The sequence below is a fragment of the Evansella sp. AB-P1 genome (genome assembly GCF_029688925.1).
Classification (GTDB): domain Bacteria; phylum Bacillota; class Bacilli; order Bacillales; family Salisediminibacteriaceae; genus Evansella.
Map to the genome: position 1 here is coordinate 64,235 of NZ_JARUKY010000019.1, position 21,690 is coordinate 85,924.

The 21,690-nt window shown below is 38.4% G+C and carries 20 protein-coding genes; 10 read left to right on the forward strand and 10 right to left on the reverse strand.

Features of this window, described 5'->3' with window-relative positions; genetic code table 11:
- Window positions 1-583: 583 nt before the first annotated feature.
- Window positions 584-835 carry an AbrB/MazE/SpoVT family DNA-binding domain-containing protein gene (locus QA612_RS18085; protein WP_278285230.1) on the forward strand — a complete coding sequence of 84 codons (252 nt, stop codon included), beginning with the start codon at window positions 584-586 and terminating at the stop codon, window positions 833-835.
- Window positions 832-1,233, forward strand: a complete 402-nt coding sequence (locus QA612_RS18090) for a type II toxin-antitoxin system death-on-curing family toxin (protein ID WP_278285231.1) — start codon at window positions 832-834, stop codon at window positions 1,231-1,233. The genes QA612_RS18085 and QA612_RS18090 overlap by 4 nt, the downstream gene beginning before the upstream one ends.
- Window positions 1,234-1,779: 546 nt before the next feature.
- Here QA612_RS18090 and QA612_RS18095 read toward each other — a convergent pair.
- Window positions 1,780-1,986 (reverse strand): heavy-metal-associated domain-containing protein, encoded by a 207-nt coding sequence (locus tag QA612_RS18095; RefSeq protein ID WP_278285232.1) that lies wholly within the window; start codon window positions 1,984-1,986, stop codon window positions 1,780-1,782.
- Between the two features lie 190 nt (window positions 1,987-2,176).
- Here QA612_RS18095 and QA612_RS18100 point away from each other — a divergent pair, with 190 nt between their 5' ends.
- From QA612_RS18100 to QA612_RS18115, 4 genes are all read left to right on the forward strand, one after another.
- Complete coding sequence (locus tag QA612_RS18100; protein WP_278285233.1) at window positions 2,177-2,401, forward strand: heavy-metal-associated domain-containing protein; 225 nt, start codon at window positions 2,177-2,179, stop codon at window positions 2,399-2,401.
- Between the two features lie 25 nt (window positions 2,402-2,426).
- Entirely contained in the window at window positions 2,427-4,328 is a 1,902-nt protein-coding gene (locus QA612_RS18105; protein ID WP_278285234.1) for a heavy metal translocating P-type ATPase, read from the forward strand.
- A 39-nt stretch (window positions 4,329-4,367) separates the two neighbouring features.
- Window positions 4,368-5,081, forward strand: a complete 714-nt coding sequence (locus QA612_RS18110) for a Crp/Fnr family transcriptional regulator (protein ID WP_278285236.1) — start codon at window positions 4,368-4,370, stop codon at window positions 5,079-5,081.
- Window positions 5,082-5,560: 479 nt separating this feature from the next.
- Window positions 5,561-5,923, forward strand: coding sequence for a group I truncated hemoglobin (locus QA612_RS18115; protein WP_278285237.1), 363 nt, complete (start codon window positions 5,561-5,563; stop codon window positions 5,921-5,923).
- 31 nt (window positions 5,924-5,954) lie between these two features.
- On the opposite strand, the gene QA612_RS18120 is transcribed toward QA612_RS18115, so the two are convergent.
- From QA612_RS18120 to QA612_RS18150, 7 genes are all read right to left on the reverse strand, one after another.
- Window positions 5,955-6,704, reverse strand: a complete 750-nt coding sequence (locus QA612_RS18120; protein ID WP_278285238.1) for a sulfite exporter TauE/SafE family protein — start codon at window positions 6,702-6,704, stop codon at window positions 5,955-5,957.
- The gene (locus QA612_RS18125; RefSeq protein WP_278285239.1) at window positions 6,701-7,480 is read right to left on the reverse strand and encodes a GntR family transcriptional regulator; all 780 of its coding nucleotides are present in this window, start codon (window positions 7,478-7,480) and stop codon (window positions 6,701-6,703) included. The genes QA612_RS18120 and QA612_RS18125 overlap by 4 nt, the downstream gene beginning before the upstream one ends.
- Before the next feature lie 10 nt (window positions 7,481-7,490).
- Window positions 7,491-8,306 carry an ABC transporter permease gene (locus tag QA612_RS18130; RefSeq protein ID WP_278285240.1) on the reverse strand — a complete coding sequence of 272 codons (816 nt, stop codon included), beginning with the start codon at window positions 8,304-8,306 and terminating at the stop codon, window positions 7,491-7,493.
- Entirely contained in the window at window positions 8,278-9,294 is a 1,017-nt protein-coding gene (locus tag QA612_RS18135) for an asparaginase (protein WP_278285241.1), read from the reverse strand. Before QA612_RS18135 ends, QA612_RS18130 begins: the two co-directional genes overlap by 29 nt.
- The gene (locus QA612_RS18140; RefSeq protein ID WP_278285242.1) at window positions 9,291-10,100 is read right to left on the reverse strand and encodes an ABC transporter ATP-binding protein; all 810 of its coding nucleotides are present in this window, start codon (window positions 10,098-10,100) and stop codon (window positions 9,291-9,293) included. Before QA612_RS18140 ends, QA612_RS18135 begins: the two co-directional genes overlap by 4 nt.
- Before the next feature lie 49 nt (window positions 10,101-10,149).
- The gene (locus tag QA612_RS18145; RefSeq protein WP_278285243.1) at window positions 10,150-11,136 is read right to left on the reverse strand and encodes an ABC transporter substrate-binding protein; all 987 of its coding nucleotides are present in this window, start codon (window positions 11,134-11,136) and stop codon (window positions 10,150-10,152) included.
- An 861-nt stretch (window positions 11,137-11,997) separates the two neighbouring features.
- Window positions 11,998-13,878 carry an LTA synthase family protein gene (locus tag QA612_RS18150; RefSeq protein WP_278285244.1) on the reverse strand — a complete coding sequence of 627 codons (1,881 nt, stop codon included), beginning with the start codon at window positions 13,876-13,878 and terminating at the stop codon, window positions 11,998-12,000.
- 588 nt (window positions 13,879-14,466) lie between these two features.
- Between QA612_RS18150 and QA612_RS18155 the strand changes: the two genes are divergently transcribed.
- Complete coding sequence (locus tag QA612_RS18155) at window positions 14,467-15,465, forward strand: DUF3231 family protein (RefSeq protein ID WP_278285245.1); 999 nt, start codon at window positions 14,467-14,469, stop codon at window positions 15,463-15,465.
- A 32-nt stretch (window positions 15,466-15,497) separates the two neighbouring features.
- On the opposite strand, the gene QA612_RS18160 is transcribed toward QA612_RS18155, so the two are convergent.
- Complete coding sequence (locus QA612_RS18160) at window positions 15,498-16,259, reverse strand: transposase (protein ID WP_278285246.1); 762 nt, start codon at window positions 16,257-16,259, stop codon at window positions 15,498-15,500.
- A 533-nt stretch (window positions 16,260-16,792) separates the two neighbouring features.
- Here QA612_RS18160 and grpE point away from each other — a divergent pair.
- Genes grpE through QA612_RS18175 form a run of 3 tightly spaced genes read left to right on the forward strand, consistent with a single transcriptional unit; the run spans window position 16,793 to window position 20,453 of the window.
- Entirely contained in the window at window positions 16,793-17,344 is a 552-nt protein-coding gene (gene grpE, locus QA612_RS18165; protein WP_278285247.1) for a nucleotide exchange factor GrpE, read from the forward strand.
- Window positions 17,345-17,347: 3 nt separating this feature from the next.
- On the forward strand, window positions 17,348-19,192 hold the full coding sequence (locus QA612_RS18170) for an Hsp70 family protein (RefSeq protein WP_278285248.1): 1,845 nt from the start codon (window positions 17,348-17,350) through the stop codon (window positions 19,190-19,192).
- Between the two features lie 16 nt (window positions 19,193-19,208).
- On the forward strand, window positions 19,209-20,453 hold the full coding sequence (locus QA612_RS18175) for a J domain-containing protein (protein WP_278285249.1): 1,245 nt from the start codon (window positions 19,209-19,211) through the stop codon (window positions 20,451-20,453).
- A gap of 286 nt (window positions 20,454-20,739) precedes the next feature.
- On the opposite strand, the gene QA612_RS18180 is transcribed toward QA612_RS18175, so the two are convergent.
- Window positions 20,740-21,627: an SDR family oxidoreductase gene (locus tag QA612_RS18180; protein ID WP_278285250.1), complete on the reverse strand. Its 888-nt coding sequence runs from the start codon at window positions 21,625-21,627 to the stop codon at window positions 20,740-20,742.
- Between the last annotated feature and the right edge of the window lie 63 nt (window positions 21,628-21,690).

Here is a 21,690-nt window from a genome sequence, read left to right on the forward strand (position 1 = left end):
ATCCAATTCACCTACCTACGCAGTTCAACTAACCTACTATATATTTATTCATAGAATGCTAAGAAACCACTTTTTTTAACCACAAAAAAACTGGCTTATACAACAGTTTGAAAAATACACCCCGGCTGACACACCTTATGATTAGACCCGTGGCTTTGCGCCCTATGCTTGTCACACAGTTTGGTCAAAATGATCAAGTCACTATCAGTATAGTCCATAATCACTACGTAAGAAAGGGCTTCCATTAATTATCATTAGTCAGTGAATTCGCCGGGACGGTTCTCCCGATGCAAAAAAAGCCCCCCCTAATTAATTAACGGGTTTACTAGTGAGGTGCAAAACGGCAAAACACAGACAAATTCATACGCTAAATCACACATCTTTCACAACTAAAATCACAGTATAATTCGCATATTAAAATGAAACGAAGAACTGTCTTCGAGCCATTGTTTTCATGTTTGCTTATCGAACTAAGGATCTCCCGTTAGCTTAAGTGAAAAAATTCACATACAAATAGACTTTTTTTTAAACTCATTTTTATGTGTTATAATAGTTATAACAATAATAACGGGGATGTGATCTTTTGGAACAATTCGAAAGAAAAGTTACTAAGATTGGAAATAGTTTTGGAATTACCCTTCCTGCTGAATTGCTTAAACAAGTTGGCTTAGCACAGGGAGATGATGTCCAAGTTGAAGTTAAAGATGGAAAAATCGTGTTGAGAAAAAAAGAACAGATAATACTTCCTGAAGGCGTTGATGCTGAATTCATGGAAATTTTAAATGATGTGATTAAAGAGCATGACAAAGCATTTAAAGGGTTAGTGGACAGATGATGGATGAGGTTGTCTATTTAACAACAAATCAAGTTATCGCTATTAATACCGTTCAAATTCGACTATATTCACCTAATGAGCCAACAGGAGTAAAAGATCCAAAGTTACTTGACTCAGCTCTAAATCGTCCTAAACAATCAGTGTTGGGTAGTGACGCTTACCCTACAATTTACGAAAAAGCAGCTGCACTTTTTGAATCAATTGCAAAGAACCATGCCTTTCATAATGCGAATAAGCGAACAGCTCTTGCTTCATTAATTGTCTTTTTGAAAATAAACCATTACCGTTGGACGATGGGAATTAAAGAAGAACAAGACTTTACAGTTGATGTAGTTAATCATAAATACACATTTGACGAAATTGTTTCAACGATAGAAAGTCATTCCGAAAAGTTATAAATCCATTCTCTGCAATTTGAGAATGGATTTTTATGTTAGATCATATTAAATAAGCTCACCGTTAGCGGAATTGGCATTACGAGAATTTTTCTCATGATGTCTACAAATGCTTATACATTTATTTCTTATGTGCTATAACTAAAAATCGGTGTTCAACGGTTCCGATGTAACCATTTATCCCCATTTGTTCTTGTAACATTAACAACTTATCAAAGCATTTTTCTCGGAGAAGCCTGGAAATATCCATTCAATTATTTTTGCAAAATATACGAGTGCTCCAATGTCAAAGAAACTTTTTTTGGAAAACATTCTTGACCATCTAAAACTTTAAAATTGGATTTTTTTAAATCGTTCAAAAGTGTATGCAAGTTGAAATCCTCTTCAACTATTTCTAACTCATTTTCTTATAAAAACTGTGATAAATCTAAGTTATTTTGGTCACCAACTTGCTGAGTAATAAAGGTTCCATCTGGTTTCAAAATTCGGTATCTTCCCCTTACCCCATCCAGAACGACTCACGAGAACCGTCCCCACGATTACCCATGATTACTGAACGGGGTAGCCCAGGTTTGTGATGATGGTTTCTAGGTCATTGGCACTTACTTGGGTTTCGTCAATGGTTGCCTTTACTTTACTTGAATGAAAGAGTACCTTCGCTTCCTTTACCCCTGTTGTTTTTCTTAAGTTACTTTCAATCTTCTTTACGCAAGATGGACATGTAAGTGTTTCTAACTGGAACTTTACTGTCGTCATCGTTCATCTCTCCTTTATTTTTCTACCTTCATTTTAAAACAGAAGACCCCCCCATTCCTTGACGACGGTCAAGTTTTAAAAAAAGAAAAATCTATTATTCTTGATTACCGTCAATTTTTTTCTTGAACGATAGAGTTACTATGAAACTAAGAAATATTTCAAGGTAGAGAAAGAGAGGTGGCGACTGACGATGAAAAAAATCGTCGTAAATGTATACGGGTTAACTTGCCACATTTGTTTAAAGAAAATAGAAGGAAAACTTCTCAAACTGAACGGTGTCGAAAAAGTAATCGTCTATCGAAGACTTCGGAAAATATTCGTTACATTTGATGAGGGACAAACAGAAGAAAGAAAATTGAGATCGTTGATACCGCGAGAAGATGTGAAGGAACAACAAAGAATAATTCGAATGTAAATTATAATAGAAGGAAGTGGTCATTATGACAAAATGGATTCATCAACAAACAACGAAGCTAACTTTTATATCAGGGGTACTCCTTATAGTCGCTTTCATGTCATACCTTATAGGAAATACAACGTTCCAGACTGGAGCCCTACTTTTAGCCACAGTAGCTGCCGGTGTGCCCATTTCTATTAAAGCGTTTCAGGCACTTCGGATGAAAACTTTTAGCATTGATCTCCTCGTCACAATTGCCGTCATTGCAGCACTTTATATAGGTGAATATGTAGAATCAGCCGTTGTTACTTTCCTATTTCTCTTCGGCGCTTATTTAGAAAAACGAACATTAAATAAAACGAGATCCTCTATAAAAGAACTGATAGATATGGCGCCCCAGGAAGCGGAAGTATTAAGAGAAGGAAAAACGAAGATCGTTTCTGTAGAAGAGGTGGAAAAAGGAGACCACATCATCGTTCGATCTGGGGGAAAAATACCAGTAGACGGAAGTATCCTATCAGGGAAGGCTACTCTAAATGAAGCTGCGGTAACTGGCGAATCCGTTCCTGCCATGAAAAAAGTGAAAGATAAGCTGTTCAGCGGTACAATAGTAGATAACGGATATATTGAAATGGTCGCAGAAAAAGTCGGTGACGATACTACTTTTTCAAAAATTATTGAGCTTGTAGAAGAAGCGCAAGAGGCAAAATCAAAAACACAGAAGTTTCTCGATAAATTTGCTAATATTTACACCCCATCTATTGCGGGAATCTCTTTCCTTGTTTACTTAATCACACGGGACCTACATCTAGCCGTTATTTTTCTAGTCATCGCCTGTCCTGGAGCCCTCGTCATCGGTGCCCCTGTTTCTAACGTTGCTGGCATAGGTAATGGCGCGAAAAAAGGCGTGCTAATTAAGGGTGGCGATGTAATGGAACGCTTCTCCAAAGTAGATACAGTCGTATTCGATAAGACCGGGACATTGACGAAAGGCCAGCCTGAAGTCACCGATGTTCATTCTTTTATGAACATAGATCCAAATGAATTACTCCGACTTGCGGCAGAAGTAGAAACCATTTCTGAACATCACCTCGGCCAGACGATTGTTAAGGAAGCAGTAAATAGAAAGCTCCCTCTTGCGAAAAACTTGGAAAATGGTGAAGTAATTAAAGGAAACGGCATCCGTGCGACAGTCGATGGAAAAACAATCGCAATCGGTAATAGAGCTCTCTTGGAAAAAGAAGGGATCCATCTTTCTACTGAAGTGAGGGAGTATGCCATAGCCCGTGAAAAGGAAGGCTGTACTGCAGTTTTCACAGCGATTGATGGAATGGTTGCTGGAATTATCTCTATCTCCGACCAGATTAGAGAGGATGCCTACGAGGCACTTGCAGAACTCAGAGACAATGGCATCAAGAAATTGATCATGCTTACTGGGGATAATAGGCACACAGCAGAGCTTGTTGCCACACAACTAGGACTTGATGAGTTCCATGCAGAACTCCTCCCGGAAGATAAAGCTGCGTTTGTGAAGAACTTGCAGAATCGAGGTCATAAAGTTGCCATGGCAGGAGACGGTATTAACGATGCACCGGCTATCGCTTCAGCTGAAATCGGCTTGGCAATGGGGGAAGGCGGAACAGATATCTCCATGGAAACAGCAGATGTTGTCCTGATGGCTGATAGATTAAAGCAGTTTTCCCATGCATTCGCTTTATCGAAAGCAACGACCGTGAATATGAAGCAGAACATGTTTTTTGCTGTCGGAACAGTCGTGATTCTCTTAATTGGCGTGCTAATGGGGAATGTGCACCTCGCCTCGGGTATGCTGATCCATGAAGCGAGTGTGTTACTTGTTATCCTGAACGCTATGAGACTCATTCGTTTTAAAATAGAAAAGGGTTTGAAAAAACGAAATTTACAGCCTGCACCTGTTGCTGGATAAAGGGTCGCGGCGCCAAAGCTGAAGGAGGTAAATGTAAACATGAGACATTCAGATAGCGGCTGTAGCGCGCATCATCATTCGTGCGCTGCAGCTGGCTCCGTGCAAGCATGCGTTTCCATCGTCCCCATCTTTAATCATCTTGAACCAGTACAGTTGGAGCAAATTATGGAAACGGTGCAATCTGCCACATATAAAAAAGGAGAAACGATTTATCGCGCCGGAGAGAAATCAGACTCCTTGTATATCGTTCATAAAGGTAGTGTGAAAATTTACCGTCTGTCAGCATCTGGGAAAGAACATATGGTATCCCTTCTGCACCCTGGTGACTTTACTGGTGAATATGCTTTGTTTAGCGAATCTATCCATGAATCCTACGGAGAAGCATTAGAGGAAACACAAATGTGCATCATTCAGCGAGACGATATTCACGCTTTTCTCGAAAAATATCCCGCTATCTCTTTAAAAATCTTACAGGAGTTTTCACAAAAACTGGAACGATCTGAAAAACAAACCGCATACTTCGCGACGGAGAAAGTGGAAACACGGATTGCATTATACCTGGTTGAACTGGCTGACAAACTTTCTTCAGGAAAAACTGTGGTGTTACCGATGAGCAGAAAAGACCTCGCCGCTTATTTAGGAACGACACCAGAAACGATCAGCCGAAAAATTGCTGACCTCGAAGCACAAGGCTTACTAAAACAGCTTTCAAAAAAGAAATTAGAAATCCTTGATGTAGATGGACTGCTGTGAGGGACATAGGGACAGGAACCTTGTCCCACCTTCCACCCCCGGCTGGCTCCGGGCACTCACGGGGAAGGCTTCCCTGATTCAGAATACAAAATAATAGATTACAAAAGTGCAATAACACCATTATACAAGTTTTTCCGACGAACTGGGCACCTCCAATCCAAAAGAAGGTATCGTACCGTGTACCGTGATGCAACATCTTCAAAAGGAAAACATAAATTCTATCAATAAATAAATGAAGCCAACCTAGTTATGAAAGCTGCGTTAGCAGTTTCGCAACTAGACTGGCTCTTGATTTGGCTATTGACAATATAAGATGAAATTTCTTCTCTTTTTTCACATCAATATCACCTTCAAAAAGACTCACGAGAACCGTCCCCACGAGTCCTAAGCTGTAACAAAGCTTTAGGGTGTTTTCTTGGTTTAAAAATATTCTCTATGTGCAAAATACTATTATAATGTCTTAGGAGGAATGTATTTTTATGGAACAATCACTTTATAACAAACTCGGAGGAGAAGAAGCTATTTCCAAAGTTGTGGACTATTTTTATTCCGAGTTGGTCCTTAAGGATGATACGGTAAAGCATTTTTTTGAAAATACCGATATGGAAAAACAACGTCAACATCAAACAAAATTTATTAGTTTTGCATTAGGGGGACCAAACCAATACTCTGGGCAATCCATGGCAAAAGCCCATGAAGGAATGAATTTGCAACCGGAGCATTTTAATGCCATTGCACAACATCTTCATGATGCTCTTGCTCATTTTGGCATAGCGGAAGCAGATATCGATAAAGCCTTAAGCAAAGTAGCATCCCTTAAAGACGATATTTTGTATCAGTAGGTGGGACATAGGGACTGTCCCCCCTGTCCCGTCAGATAACCATCAGTGCAGCTCCAGATATCATGATTAATACATTTACGGCCACCTCAAATTTGATTTGAGTGATTTTTTTGTTCAATAGATTACCAAACACCCCTCCTAAAATAACCAATGGAAGTGAAAACAAAACTAGCCTCCAATATTCAAATTCAAGTGCTCCTAAAGTTATAAAAGAAGACAGTTTTATAAAATCTAGAATGGCTAATAACAGCATTAACGTTCCCATGAATTGACGTTTAGGGAGTTTACATTGATTTAAAATGACTGTAAGAACAATACCACCTGCATTTGCAATTGCACCAATAACCCCTAACATGGCTCCACCAATACGTTGAAACCAACTAATATTCATACTATTAAAATTCCCTTTGAATTTTCCCGATAGTATACTTGTCATTTTCCATGTTGCATAAAATAAAGCTAATGCACCAATAATTTTTTTTATAATATCTCCATCAATAAATGTTAGAACCCCAATACCAAGTAATGTTCCTACTACAGCATATGGAATGATCCTAACAACTATATCTGTGTTCCATTCCTTCCAATAATTTCGTACACCATCAATGTTAGTAACCAATAAAATTGGGGTGATTAATGCCACTGCTACTGTAGGTGAAAGAAAATAAGATAGTACAGGAGTCAAGATTGCCCCTGCACCAATACCAAACCCATTTTTTAAAATGCCAGCAATAGAGGCAGAACATAAAAGAAGGATAAATAGAAGGGTCATATTCGTCATAGTAAATTCACTCCCAAAGGAACCCACTCATTTAACAACGGCTCCTTTGAGCTGTGAACTTGCTCTACCATGAAATGATACCTACTTCCTAAATAATACATCTTCACCATTTCCACAGGCTGCTCTCTCTGATCAAAAATAACACCTTGCGATAACATTAATGGGACTCCAATTTTTACATCAAGCCATTCTGCTTCAAATGAAGTTGCAGGAACAGCTTGAAATGTTTGTTTAGCTCTTTCTGCTACGATATTACAGTCCTTATACAACGTTTCATATAGTGGAACGTCCTCCAAATTTTTATCAAGAAGGGTTGGGTGAACATGGACTGGAATAAACGATTTCCTTATGGCTAACGGCTCATTGTCCCCCAACCGTAATCTCGTTATTTCATATACCTCTGAGTCCACTGGTATATTTAATTGTTCACTGAGAAAATTGGTCGCTTTTATCACATCTTTTTGTATCAAAACTGCTTGATCCTTAATACCTGTTGTTTTCATTTGTTCTGCAAATGTCGTAAGGCTAGAAACATTTGTTTTAATAGGCTGAGAGCAAACAAATGTACCTACCCCACGTTTTATTACTAAAACACCTTCCTGCACTAACTCCCCTATCGCCTGCCTTACCGTCGGCCTACTTATACCGTATTCCTCAGCAAAGAAAAATTCAGAAGGTATTTTTTCACCTATTACATATTTTCCATTCTGAATATCATCTTGAATAATCTCTTTTAATTGCATATACAATGGAATTGCCCCATGCTTTAAGGTCATAAGTATCACCTCAGACCATTCTTTTTTCTGTATACCTAAATACTGAATCAAATATAAAGCCTAAAATACCTGTAATAACCATCCCCGTTATTACAATATCGGATCGAAGAATTTCCATCCCATTAATAATCATATATCCTAGTCCAGACTGTGAAGCTACCATTTCCGCTGCTATAATTGCCATCCAAGCACTCCCGAACGATATCCTTAAACCAGTTGTAATGGTAGGTAATGCTGCAGGTATCACTACTTTTAAAGTCATTTGAATAGGAGAACACCCAAATGACTTAGCAGCTCTAACAAGGATAGAATTTACATTTTGAACACCGGAGATAGTATTTAATAAAATAGGGAAAAAGCTTGCGATAAAAATGATAAATACTTTCCCTGAAAGCCCGATACCAAACCAAAGAATGGCTAATGGAATCCAAGCTAGAGGAGAAATGGGTCTAATCATTTCAATAAAAGGTCGCATCATTCGTTCTAACCATGGAACTGTTCCTAAAACGACACCAATTGGAATTGCCACGACAGCCGCCAATGTCCATGCCAGTAAAATTCTCCCCAAACTTGCAAAAGTATGGTCAATTAATGTACCATTCATCAACATACCTTGAAATGTTTGTGCAACCACTAAGGGGCCAGGTAATAACGTTTCATTTTGATAGATTAGTGCCGCCAGTTGCCACACGATGAGCAGAACAGTAGCTGACCCCAAAAATATCCCTACTGATTTTAAAAGTTTTATTGGAATAAAATTTTTAAGTTTTATATCCTTTATATTTACATCCGAAGAATTACTTAATGTTGAACTCGGGCTTTTCATATGAAATGTCACATCCTTCAAAGAATTTTTTTATCTGTGTCATATCTTTCGTTTGACCTAAAATTGCTATAAGCTTCATTCTAGCTTTCATGCTGTTTAAACCAATCCCCTGAATAGCGCCTTTCTGAATAAGACGACTGCTCGAACCAGGATAACCATATACCATATCAACAAAGCCATTTGGACAACGGGAGGTTATGATCACTGGTTTTCCCAGTTGAACTTGTTCTTCAATCCATTCCTCCATCCAATATTGACCATTTCCCACCCCTGTTCCTTCAATAACATATCCATCCACTAGATCAGGGGGGATCTGCTTAAAAATTTGTCCATCCTCCCCAATGCCAGCTTTTATTATTACAACACGACTTTCTACATGTTTGGCTTTATAGTGATCTTTTTTTTGACGCGGTTCATGAAAGTAAGAAACTACATTTTTCATAATTCGTCCCATCGGCCCTTTCCCAGGGGACTCAAAGGTTTGCAAGTGAGACGTATCCGTTTTTACAGCATCAACGGCGGAATGAATTTCATTTGATAAAACTATAGTTACACCTCTGTCCCATGAATCAGGGCAGTTTGCCACCATTAATGCCTGATGTAAATTTGCAATACCATCGTAGCCCAGTTCACTTGCATTTCTCATCGATCCAGTTATGACAACTGGATGAGGGATATCTAATAGTAAATCTAATAAATATCCAGATTCCTCCATAGCATCCGTCCCTTGAGTTATGACAAAACCTTGATAGTCATTCGTTCGGACAAGGTCTCTAATGGTCTCCGCTATTTTGAAAAAGAGGGTCGTGGTCAGTTGCCCACCACCTACCCTATCCATTTCAACGACATCCACATCACAATCTAGTAAAGGTTCTGGTATTTGCTCCAAGAGCTCTATTCCACTTAGAGTCGGGACTGCTAACCCTGTGATAGAGTCCCTTTTCATTGAAATAGTTCCTCCAGTAGCAAGTAAGGCTATCCGCTTCATCGCACGGAACTTTCTAACTGCTTCGTTTTTAATATTTCTGTATGAAGTAGTCCCTTAATTTCCCTTTCATATTGAACAAACTCAGTGGAGGTTGTATCACGCATACGCCCCAAATCTACATCAATGATGTCTTTTATCTTTCCAGGATTAGCACTCATGACCACTATTTTATCCGCTAAAAAAACAGCCTCATCTATCCCATGAGTAACAAATAGAATCGTTCTTTTTTCCCTTTCCCAGATATCAATGAGTTCTTCCTGCAGCATACCTCTTGTTTGCGCATCAAGAGCACCAAAAGGTTCATCCATTAGAATCACTTCTGTTTCCATCGATAAAGCTCTGGCAATACCAACTCTCTGCTTCATACCTCCAGAGAGCTGGTTTGGTTTCCGATCTCGGAAAGCGAAGAGACCAACCATATCCATGTAATATTCCGATATTTCCTTGATTTTCGTTTTGGACATTCCTTTGACCTCAAGAGGAAATTGAATATTCTTTTCTACTGTTAACCATGGGAACAAGGCATGTTCTTGGAAAACAACACACATTTTCTCGTGTAAAGAGGAAACATGATCAAGCTTTTCCTTATTAAAAGTGATAGACCCTCCTGTAGGTTTTAATTGCTTTCCGATAGAAAACAACAATGTGCTTTTTCCACAACCAGAAGGACCTAGAAGGCAGACAAACTCCCCCTTTTTAATTTCTAAATTTATATCTGACAAAGCTAAAAATGTACCATCTTTTGTTGGAAACTCAACCTTTAAATTCTCTACTTCTATTAACGTGGAATTCGTTGCAGATAGCATCATTACCATTCCTTTCAGTCATTTCTATTCAGCAGAATACTTTCTATCATTATTCAGTAGAATAAATACGTTCCTCTAAGAAACTTTCAACATCATCGATTTGCGTAATTTCAAATTCGTTAAGCATATGAACATATGGCACAAGATCTTCCATATCAGGAGAAATATCCTTTATATAAATCGACATACTATTATCTAAAGAAAAATTGATAATGTCTTCATCCAGCCCGATAGCTTCACTCCAAATAGCAGGCGTTTCAGTTAAATTATCTACAATATAGTCATTCGTTGCCTTCAAAACTTCAATGATATCTTTCGTTAACTCTGGATAATCGTTAGCAAAACTAGACTTAACAACTACACCTTCACCAAGATAATGACCATCCTTTAAAGGCATAATCTCTTCAGCACGAGTCAATACCTTTCCGGCATCACTGTATAATGCACGTGTAGTATGTGGATCCCATGCAATATAAGCTTCTAACTCACCTTGCTCTAAAGCTGTATACATATTAGCAGCATTCATCTGTAATAAGTTAATATCCGACTCTTCTAACCCAGCTTCTTCAAGTGCCTTTAAGATTAACGGGTATTGTTGTGACCCTTTCCCAGGGAATCCAACGTTTTTACCTTCTAAGTCAGCAACCGATTCAATAGATTTGTCACTAATGATAGCCGTTTGCTCTAAAATATTTATTGCTACAAGTAAGGCATCAGCACTGGCCATACCCACCACAGATGGAGCCATTCCATATTGCGCCCAACTTATTTCATTAGCCGCTAGCGCTGTATTTTGAGGTCCCCCAGCATCAAATTGAATTAATTCAAATGTCGTACCATACTTTTCCTCAATGTCATCAAACATCCCATTCGTATAAGCAATGTGTACTGGTTGTAAAGAAGGCTGCACACCAAACTTTATAACATCCGGTGCACTCGGACCACCATCAGCATCGACCTCGCCACTACCTCCTCCACATGCAACTAAAAAAGAAAAAGTGAAACCGATCAACGTTAATAAGATTAATTTTTTCATGAATACTGCCCCCTTTTTGAATTAACTCAATCATAAAGACGTAATGACGTCCTGTCAGGAATCCTGTAAGTAAATGTGACAGAAAACTTTTTGGTGGGACATGGGTGGGACATGGGGACAGGGACCTTGTCCCTGGTTATCGTAGGATTAAAAATTAGCTGATATATGAAATAAGGTCTATTCCCCCGACTAGGAGGAATCGTGTCGGGAAGGGGGCAAAAACTTCTTTTTTGCTGTTTGTAGGGCATTGAGAGCTTCTATATTTCCGCAAAACCTTCTTTTTTTCTATTGCAGGGGGCATTGACGCAATTCTATCTTCCTGCAAATCTTCTATTCCCCATTTACCGGGGCATTGCCGACCTCGGCAACAGGGACGGTTCGGGATCAATGAAAAAGTAGTCATTTTCAAGAAGCACTCTAAAGAAATACATCGTAACCTGAAACAACATTACTCAAAAGTAAAACACAACAAACATATGGTGCTGTGTCTGTATCAATAGAATAAGCCCGCCATAGTTGTAAAACTGCGTTAGCAGTTTCGCAACTATGGCGGGCTCTTGCTTTGACAAATGACAAGATAATTGAAGTCTCTTCTCCTATTAAGCACAATAACATCACAAAAAACTTCACAAAATGACTCACGAGAACCGTCCGGAATCAGTGATAAAGTAGTCATTTTCAAAAAACACCTTTTTTTAAGGAGTACTAAAATGTCTCCCTACATCACAAACGTGGCTTAGAAGCGATTCTAGAGCCTCGTTTTTCTTTTATTATTTTTCATTTTTAAAATGCTGGACTTTTTCACCAGTCTCGAACCGTCCCCACGAGTCACCACCAAAAAACGGGTCAAGGTCCCTGTCCCTACGTCCCTTCAAACCTCAACAAATCACCATAAATAATTCTATCTGAGTAATTTAACTGACGTTGTACCTCTTCAATATACGGTTGGCACGGAGATTCCTCACCATCTTCCAAATCGAAAGGCTCTCCTGTGCTTTTATCATAACAAGTTTCACTAGTATAAATTACATCTTCCGTAATAAATGAGCCATTCCTTAAGATCACAAGCTCTTCACGTTCTTTAGAAAATATATTCCTTCCGAAAGTTGTTTGTTTTTCTATTTTTATACCAAGCAAATGCAATAACGTTGGGCGAATATCAATCTGCCCACTCACATCTGGAATAACTTTACCTTCTTCCCCTGGAATATGAATAATAAAAGGGACTTGCTGAAGCTCTATTTCCACAAACGGCGTGATATCTTTTTCTAAATACTGGGACATAGCTCTGTTATGGAAGCTAGAAATCCCATAATGATCACCAAATATGAGAATGATAGAATCCTCATACAGCCCCTCTTCTTTAAGACGATCAAAAAACACTCGGATAGCTTCGTCTGTATAACGAACAGTAGGGAAATACTGATTCAAAGTCCTACTATTGGAATCATATTGATCGATAAACTGGTCCTCTTCCCCCAAATCAAAAGGATGATGATTTGTTAAAGTAATGAGATTCAAATGAAACGGCTGTGGCATTTCTAACATATGTTCAATGGACTGCTCCATAAAATCAATATCCTTCAGTCCCCAGCCAATACTATTATCAGCAGTAATTTCATAATCTTCATCCGTATAAAACCGATCAAATCCTAACTGTTCATACATAACAGAACGATTCCAAAATGTACCATTATTCGCGTGAAGGGTTGCAGTGAAATAACCATGTTCATTCATGATTTCTGGTAACGCGTAATATTTATTCGTTGGATGTGTAAAAAATACAGCACCTCTCGGCAATGGAAATAGTGCGTTATTAACTAAAAACTCTGAGTCTGAAGTTTTTCCTTGCGCAGTTTGATGATAAAATTCACTAAAGTAATAGCTATCTTCAATTAGTTCATTTAAGAAAGGCGTTATTTCTTCCCCATTCACTTCATTACCAATAACGAAGTTCTGAATGGATTCTGCTGTGATTAAAATAACATTTTTCCCTTCCGCAATACCGAATAAATCATAATCAGCCTCTTCCCGTTTTTCTACCTTCACAGTATACTCGTTAATTTCATTAAATTCGTCTTCATTCGCAAAAACCCGTTGTGCCCGCGTATTCATATGAAGGTAAACATCATAAAAATGAAAATTATATATCCCTATATTTTTTACGATTAATTCACGATCAAATGAACGACTGAGCAATTGAGGCCGTTCAATATTAGCAAATCCAATAGTGAGAACACTGAAGATCATCATTACTGAAAAAAATGGAACAAGTTGCCGAAACCGATATCTACTGTTTTTCATCAGAGCTTGTTTTTTCCAAACAAATAAACCCGCAATAATAATTATATCTATAAAGTAAATAATATCGTGCCATTGCATTAGTGTAAAAACACTAGAGCTTAAATCCGCCATATTGCTTCCAACTAATAAAAGTGGAATCGTGATGTAATCCGTAAATTCTCTATAATACACACTATTTGCGAATAGAACGAATGACGAAACGATCAGAAAAACACAAAGATAAATGGCTTGCCTCGATGGTTTTGCCAATAAAATAAGTCCTAAAAAGAGCATCAGAAAAGGAATAGGATTTAATAGTAAAATAAGAAGCTGCAAAGGGTTCTCTAGTACTATATTAAAATCCCAAAAACCTACAATAATAGTTTTTAACCATAACATACTAAGCCCAATAATAAATATAGGTTTTTCATGTAAAATCTTTAAAACAATCGCTTTCATATTAATCCTCCGTTTAGTCGACGGTGTAAAATCCCGTGTTGTACTTTATTGTTTTATAGATGAGAATATCAGCGTAGCGTACTCGTGCTGAAAAAAGTTATTTAGGTCACAACACAACACAATATATTAGACGTTTCACCATATAAAAATGTTTCAAATTCCGAAAAAATGGGACTTAGGGGACAGGGACCTTGTCCCAGCCCCCCACCTCCATTACTGCGGCCAACAGGGACGGTTCCGATCTGCCGGGTAAACGTGAATTACACGCCTTCATACATCATGACGTCGGGAGAAACCTTTAAAGAAAGATTGTCATATCCTTCCTTCCCTTCCCAAAGAAAGACACCAAACCCTACACCAACATTACTTAAAAGGAAAAACACATGAAACTTCACAATGCTGTATATACATCAATTCATTAAGCCCGCCTAGTTGAAGCTGCGTGAGCAGTTTCGCAACTAGGCGGGCTCTTGCTTTGACAACGGGACAAGGTCCCTGTCCCTTCTGTCCCCTTCTGTCCCTCTCCTCATGTATAAATCTGCCATGAATTACACACCCTAAAATTAATCATTATAGGGAGGGGTAATTATGCCAGAAAAAGCATCAATTACATCATCAGAATTAGGAACGTTATGGCTTACGTATCAAGAAAAAACAATGATTTTACGAATGTTAGAGTATTTTATAGCGAAAGCAGATGATGAAAAGGCTAAGGATATTATGACGAATTTGTATGAAGAAATTGAAATGTATGTTGGTAAAATAGTGCAGATATATGAAGAGGAAGGTGCAGTTATACCAGTTGGATATACAGCACAAGATGTAAATAAGGATGTCCCAAAGCTATACGATAATGGTTTTGACATTATGTTTGTACGCCTTTTAAAAGAAATTAGTATGGGATTACATTCATTAAATATGACAATGACGTTTCGAGAAGATATAAATTTGCTTTTTGAAGACCTTACTGCTATCACCCAAAAGTATTTCAGGATTTGCTCGCAATATTTGCTTGAAAAGGGGTTACTTGTTAGAACACCTTACGTTTCGATGCCAAAATCAGTTGAGTTTATTAAAGATAATAGTTATTTAGGCGGAGTAGCTCTCAATCCATTTAGCCAAAAAAGAACATTGAATACGGTAGAGGTTTCTCACCTTCATAAAGCTATTGAATCAAATCTTACAGGTTTACAATTGATTTTTGGTTTTGGACAGTGTGCAAATGATGTTGAGGTAAAAAAATTCTTTCATGAGGGTGCAGAGCTTGCTAAAGGCATTATAAAAGAATTGAGTGAAGTTATGATTCAAACAAACCTTCCAATTCCTCAAACTCCAGGAGGGAATCCAACTCGTTCAACAGTGGCACCATTTTCTGATAAATTAATGATGTATTGCACAAGTCTTTTTTGTAGTTTTTCTATGGGAAGTAATTCACTTGGTACTGCTTTTAGTTTACGAAACGACTTGCCTGCAAAAAATACGATTTTTATGAAAGATATTTTTGAATATGCTCATAAAGGTGGGAAAATCATGATTAAAAATGGTTGGATGGAAGAACCACCTCAAATGGAGGAACGTGGGACTTAGGGGACAGGGACCTTGTCCCGACTCCCCCCACTTCACTTCAGACGATCGATCACGCTTTTCGAAATACCCGTAATTCTAGAAAGTTGACGAACGGAAACCCCATTTAGCTTTTTAAGATTGGATAAAATAGCATTCCGTTTTTTCCTATCCATCTGCTGCAACATACTATTACTCGTAACGCCTTCTCCACGCAGGAATTCCCTTACCTGATTATCAGTAAGTTTGACTCTTTCCTCTATATTCGAACAATAATCCTCATTTTTTTCTTGCATGTAAACAACAAACCACTCCAAAGCCACTTTTCTATTAGATGAAAAATAATTCAATCCTCCCTCAACATCTGTGAGTGTTTCTTTATTCACATACTCATGGATACTGGTCCACTCATATTCCCAAACACACTTTGTTAACCCAGCCTTTAAAGGATTTTGATGAATATACCTTAGCACCTTAATAAAATACGCAGCGTTTTCTACACTTTCACTCCTAAATCTCTCCTGAAACAAATGTCCACAACGATCATACTTCTTGTTGTACCAGTACACATAGCTGGAACTAAACCTCATCATAATGGTAGAAATTCCTTCTATTTTTTCCATCACTAACAAATGAATATGATTATCCATCAAACAATAACCGTAAAGTTCAAAGCCGCTTACCTCTTTACACTTTGCTAAGGTTTGAAGAAACTTACGCTTATCCTCATCATCTTCAAAAATCGTTTGCTTATTTATACCCCTTAACATCACATGATATATTCCCGTGCTACTCTTTTCTCTTGCTTTTCTAGGCAATCACCATCACCTCACAACAAGTTTTCATGAAATTTTATTTTTTACAGATAAAACATTTGTAGGGAAGTATTTGAAAAAATGAAGCCGACTGAAAGAATAAATTTGCGAATTGAACTTTACTTAAAAAAATAGGAAGGAGTTATCAATGAAAGGAAGAATGTCGTGTAGAAATCAAATCGTAAAATTAAAATTAGGTAGGAAGATGATGGGTTTTTGGGGTAAAAGCAGTATACATAAGTTTAATCAAGGAACCAGAAAGAAGTAGAGTAGAATAGCGTAAGTAGGTATAAGAAGGACATAAAAAGGAGACAGAAGTAAATATAATTTTAATTAGTTGATTGTGATTGTATGTGTAGTAGTTTTCGTTTGGAGATATGAGAGTTGGAGTTTTGTGGATTTTTTTGTGTATAAGTCATTTATTCTACAAAATCAACGAAATTCCTGCAAATCTCAACTAAAATTTCAAATATTTTCTTCTCACCAAAAAACGGGACAAGGTCCCTGTCCCTGTGTCCCAGAAAGTAGGTGGAAAGGTGAAATTCCCATTTTTTAAAAAGCAAGATCACTCACTAAAAATGGAATTACAAGAACTACGTGGGCAGTTTTCAACAACGGGAAAAAGGTTAGAAGAGCTAGAGCAACAGCTTCAAAAGGCAACAAGACTTCAATACAAAACAGGGAAAAGCCTTGATGATAAATTGGGCAAAGTATACTCCTCTATACAGGAGCAACAGCAAACAAACAAAGCTCAGAATATAGATCGCGTAGTCGAAAATCTAATTAATCAAATTGATGATATGGACATTGTGCTCGGAAATTTGCAAGAAGACCACCAATGGGGAGAGCTAGTGAAAAAATGGATTGATTCAACGATCTCAGCCTTACACGAACTAGGAATACAAGACCCAATAAAGATCGGTGACCTATTTGACCCCCGGTTAGCAGAGGCGATCGATACAGTACCTATTTCAGACTCGGGGCAGATTCGCCCACTAGCCATAGCTATAATTTATAAACGAACATTTATAAATGAAAAAGGTGAATTAATAAGAAAAGGCCAAGTGGCCACAGTGAAGGAGGAGTAAACAATGTCAGAAACATCCTATAAAGATAAATCTTTTCGTCCTATCGTTGGTATTGACTTAGGTACAACTAATTCAGCAGCTGCGTATATTTTTAAACAAAAACCAAAAATGATAACACTGGAATACGACCATAATACCATTCCGTCTGTTGTGCTCATCGATCCGAAAGGCCATATTGTAGTTGGAGAAGAAGCAAGAAATGCATTAGTAGCCATGCCAGATAGAACGAAAGCGGCTGTAAAAAGAAGCATGGGAGAGGACGTATCGTTTCCACTTGGAGATCAGTCCTATACACCGGAAGAATTGTCGGCATTTATACTAAAAGAAATAAAGGAATCGGTTGATGAAGTGTTAGGTGAAGGGGAGAAGGAGGCAGTCATTACTGTTCCTGCTTATTTTACGAACACACAACGCCAGGCAACGAAAAAAGCTGGGGAGCTAGCTGGCTTTGTGGTAGAACGAATCATAAATGAACCAACAGCTGCGGCACTAGCCTATGGATTACAGAATTTACATGATGACGGCCACATTCTCGTGTATGACCTGGGTGGAGGTACATTTGACGTTTCGGTAGTGGAAATGATGGGCGGTATCCTTGAAGTGAAAGCATCCGCTGGAAACAACCAGCTAGGTGGAGAGGATTTTGACTGGTTACTTGTAGACTGGCTAGCTGAGAAGGTTCAATCAGAGCATGGAGTGGATCCGCGTCAAGATGTGCGTGGGAAAGCTAGGCTAAAGGAAGAAGCGGAGAAGGTAAAAAAGGAATTATCCTTTGCTGATTCCGTCGATGTTGCTATTCCTGTTATTACGGTGAAAAATAATGTGCCAGTCGGATTAGATGTGACAATAACTCGGGAAGAATTCATTTCTCTAATCAAACCATTACTCCAAGAAACGGAAGAAAAACTTCGACAGGTTCTTGAAGATGCTAATCTACAACCGAATGAAATAGATGAAGTCCTGCTTGTAGGTGGTTCCACAAGAATTCCACAAGTTCACAAGCTAGTCCATCAATTTTTTCAAAAAGAGCCTAGAAGTGATATCAATCCAGACGAAGTGGTTGCTCAAGGAGCAGCTGTTCAAGCTGGGATAAAATCAGGAGCATTGTCCAAAAAAGGGATCATTGTCACCGATGTTGCGCCATTTTCTATGGGCATCGCGGTTCTAAGTGCAAATTTAATGGGAAGGATGGGGAAACCTGGTGCCTTTCACGCTATCATCCCTCGCAACACGACTATCCCTGTAACCCGTACAGAACAATTCTCTACCACTTTTGATGGACAGACGGAAGTGAAGATAGAAATTTTTCAAGGGGAGAACGACTGGGTTAAGAATAACTATTTCCTTAATGAGTTCATTTTAGAAGGGCTAGCCCCAAGACCAGCAGGGGAAGAAGGAGTTGAAGTTACGTTTCGCTATAATTTGAACGGTATTTTGGAAGTGAAGGCAAAGAGTGTTTCGACTGGCGTTGAAATGAAGATTACTGTAGAAGATGCATTAGACCGAAGTTCGGAAACAGCCTTTTATGATAGCTTGGCAAAAATAGAAAGTGCTTACCAACTGGAAGATGAAGCGGATGCTACAGAGTCTGAGTGGACACTTTTGGACGAGCTTGAAGATGGTGATAACATAGAAGGAGAGGACGAAACACTTCAAGAATTGACGGAAGAAGCACACGATTGGCTGACGCGTTTTACAAAGGAATTGGATAACCGGGAAGGGAAATCGAAGCAACAATTGCTTAATGCCATGTCTCAATTAAAAGAAGCATTAGATGGGAAAAATACAACTCAGTTACATGAAGCCATCGAATATTCAGTTGATCTAGCTATTGACTTAGAGTTGTAAGGAAAGGGGAGGTTTTATGAATAGTACTACCAATGGAAGCTATTATAAAGTTTTGGGAACAACGGCGAAAATAAGCCAACAAAGAATTAAGGAAAAGTATATTGAAGCTGTAAGACAACATCCTCCCGAAACGGATCCGGATCAGTTTGAAAAAGTTCGTAAAGCATATGAGGTATTAAAGGATCCAGTGAAGAGAAAAGAATACGATCTTATGCGAAAATATGGCGGAAAAATTGAGAGAATGCTAGAAAAGGCTTCGGAATATGTAGCTAACGACGAAATCTCTAAAGCGAGAGATATCTATGAAGATGTTTTAACCTTAAACTCTACTATTCTTTCTGCAAAAATAGGATTGATGTTTTGTTATGTTATAGAAGACGAATTGGATAAAGCATATAAAGTGTTTCATGAACTAAAGGAAAAGGAAGAAGAGTTAGCGGAAGAAGGTAGCGATTTAGATTTTGTTTATTCTGTTTTTGCAAAAATGTTAATACAGAAGGATCACATAGAAGAGGCCTTCGAGGTTTTGGAAGAGGGATTACAGAAATTCTCTGTAGACAATGCCCTAATTACAGAACCATTAACGGCCGTATGTATCATGCTTGAGAAATATGACCGAGCTATTGAAGTGGCAGAGATGGCTATTCCGACTGTCGAGGAAGAAACGGTGGAAGATGTTCCGTCTTACATTATCTGGATTCATACTATTTCACAAATCGAGAAATGGTCGATGTTATCGAAAATACAGTCCCGTTTCAGGAAATTACTAAAAGGTATTGATGATGAGGAAGATAAAGTTGACGTTTTTTACGCACTAATCGATGAGTATGAAGAGGCATATGACCACCAAAAATATCGATTAGCAGAAATATTCCTCGATTTTGCGAAACTAGTCCAAGGGAATCAATTCGATATAAAAGAAGAAATAAAAGAAGTGAAGAAATTAGTTCGCTTAGAAAAAGACTTCCATCGACTTTTTCATGACGACAAGATATTCCCACTTGTGCTTCGAAATGCCGTACATTGGTACTTCGGAGATGAATTCCATCCCATCGTTCAACAATTGGAATCACAGTTTACACCTGCAGTCATTGCTGATTTAGAAGAAGAAGAGGAATATTACGCAGCTAGTATCCTTTATATACAAAAGAAGTACCCAGCATTATATAACTACTACAAAGAAGATTGGGACGACTTGTTTCAAGATCTAACAAAAGACTTCAATCGAGAAATGAAAAGAGGACTGAAAAAGTTCTTTTAAGCGGGGGCGGGACATAGGGGACAGGGACCTTGTCCCAGCCTACCTCCACCCTTCCATCACTCCGTTCAACAGGGACTGTCCCGATCAGCCCTCTCCCCTTTCCAAAGAAAGACGTCATACCCCCATCTTCAAAGAGCCAAACAAGACACTTTGAATCTAGTATATATACCAATATAGAAAGCCCGCCTCGTTGTGAAACTTCGCGAAAAGTTTCACAACAAGGCGGGCTATTCCCATTGAGCCAAATCCTTCACCTATAACACCAACAAGTATATCAACAACTGACTCATACGAACCGTCCCCACGAGTCCACAATTTCTTCTCGGTTCAACCCCACCAATTCATCACTTATTCTCCATAGTTCTTTTGCTACTTCTTCGTCTTTCGTAGCTCCTTTTGTTTCCACTGGCTTTTTGTTAATGAAATATTTGCCCGTTACTCCCTCCACCTCAGGGGAAGTTGCCAAGTAAATAGCAGTTTCTGCTCCTTTTTCTGGCGTTTTAAAAAAAGGCTTTAACATCGAAACAATTGTTTTGCCAAATCCAGTCTCGCGATCAATACCAAGATTTGTGGAAACAGCCCCAGGGTGTAGACTGTTTGCCGTCACTCCGGTTCCTTCGAGTCGACGCACTAACTCATTTGTAAATAAAATATTTGCCAACTTTGACTGACCGTATACTTTAAACGTTCGATACCTCTTATTCAATGTTTGTAAATCAGAAAAGTCAATTTTTCCAAAACTATGTGCTCCAGAGGATACATTAATAATTCTTGCGGGAGCACTTGCTTTCAATTTTTCTAAAAGCAAATTTGTAAGTAAAAATGGTGCTAGATGGTTCACACCGAATTGTAATTCATACCCTTCAGCCGTTTCTTGACGCCTCGTTGTGATAATTGCAGCGTTATTCACAACAACATCCAGAAAGTCATACTCCTCATTGATTATTCTACCTACCTGACGAACGTCATCCAATTTGGAAAAGTCACAAAGATGAAGATGAACGTCTTGGTTCCCGGATTCTTGTATGATGTCCTTTTGCGCAGCCTCTCCTTTTTGTTTATTACGACAAAGCATTATAACCTTGGCCTTACTTTTTGCAAAATCCATGGCTGTAGCTTTACCCATGCCAGAGTTAGCCCCAGTCACAAGTGTCGTTACTTGTCTGTTTTTCATTACAAGCCTCCCTAGAAAAAAATAGTCTTGAAACTATCATACACGGTTTTTTGGACAAGAGAC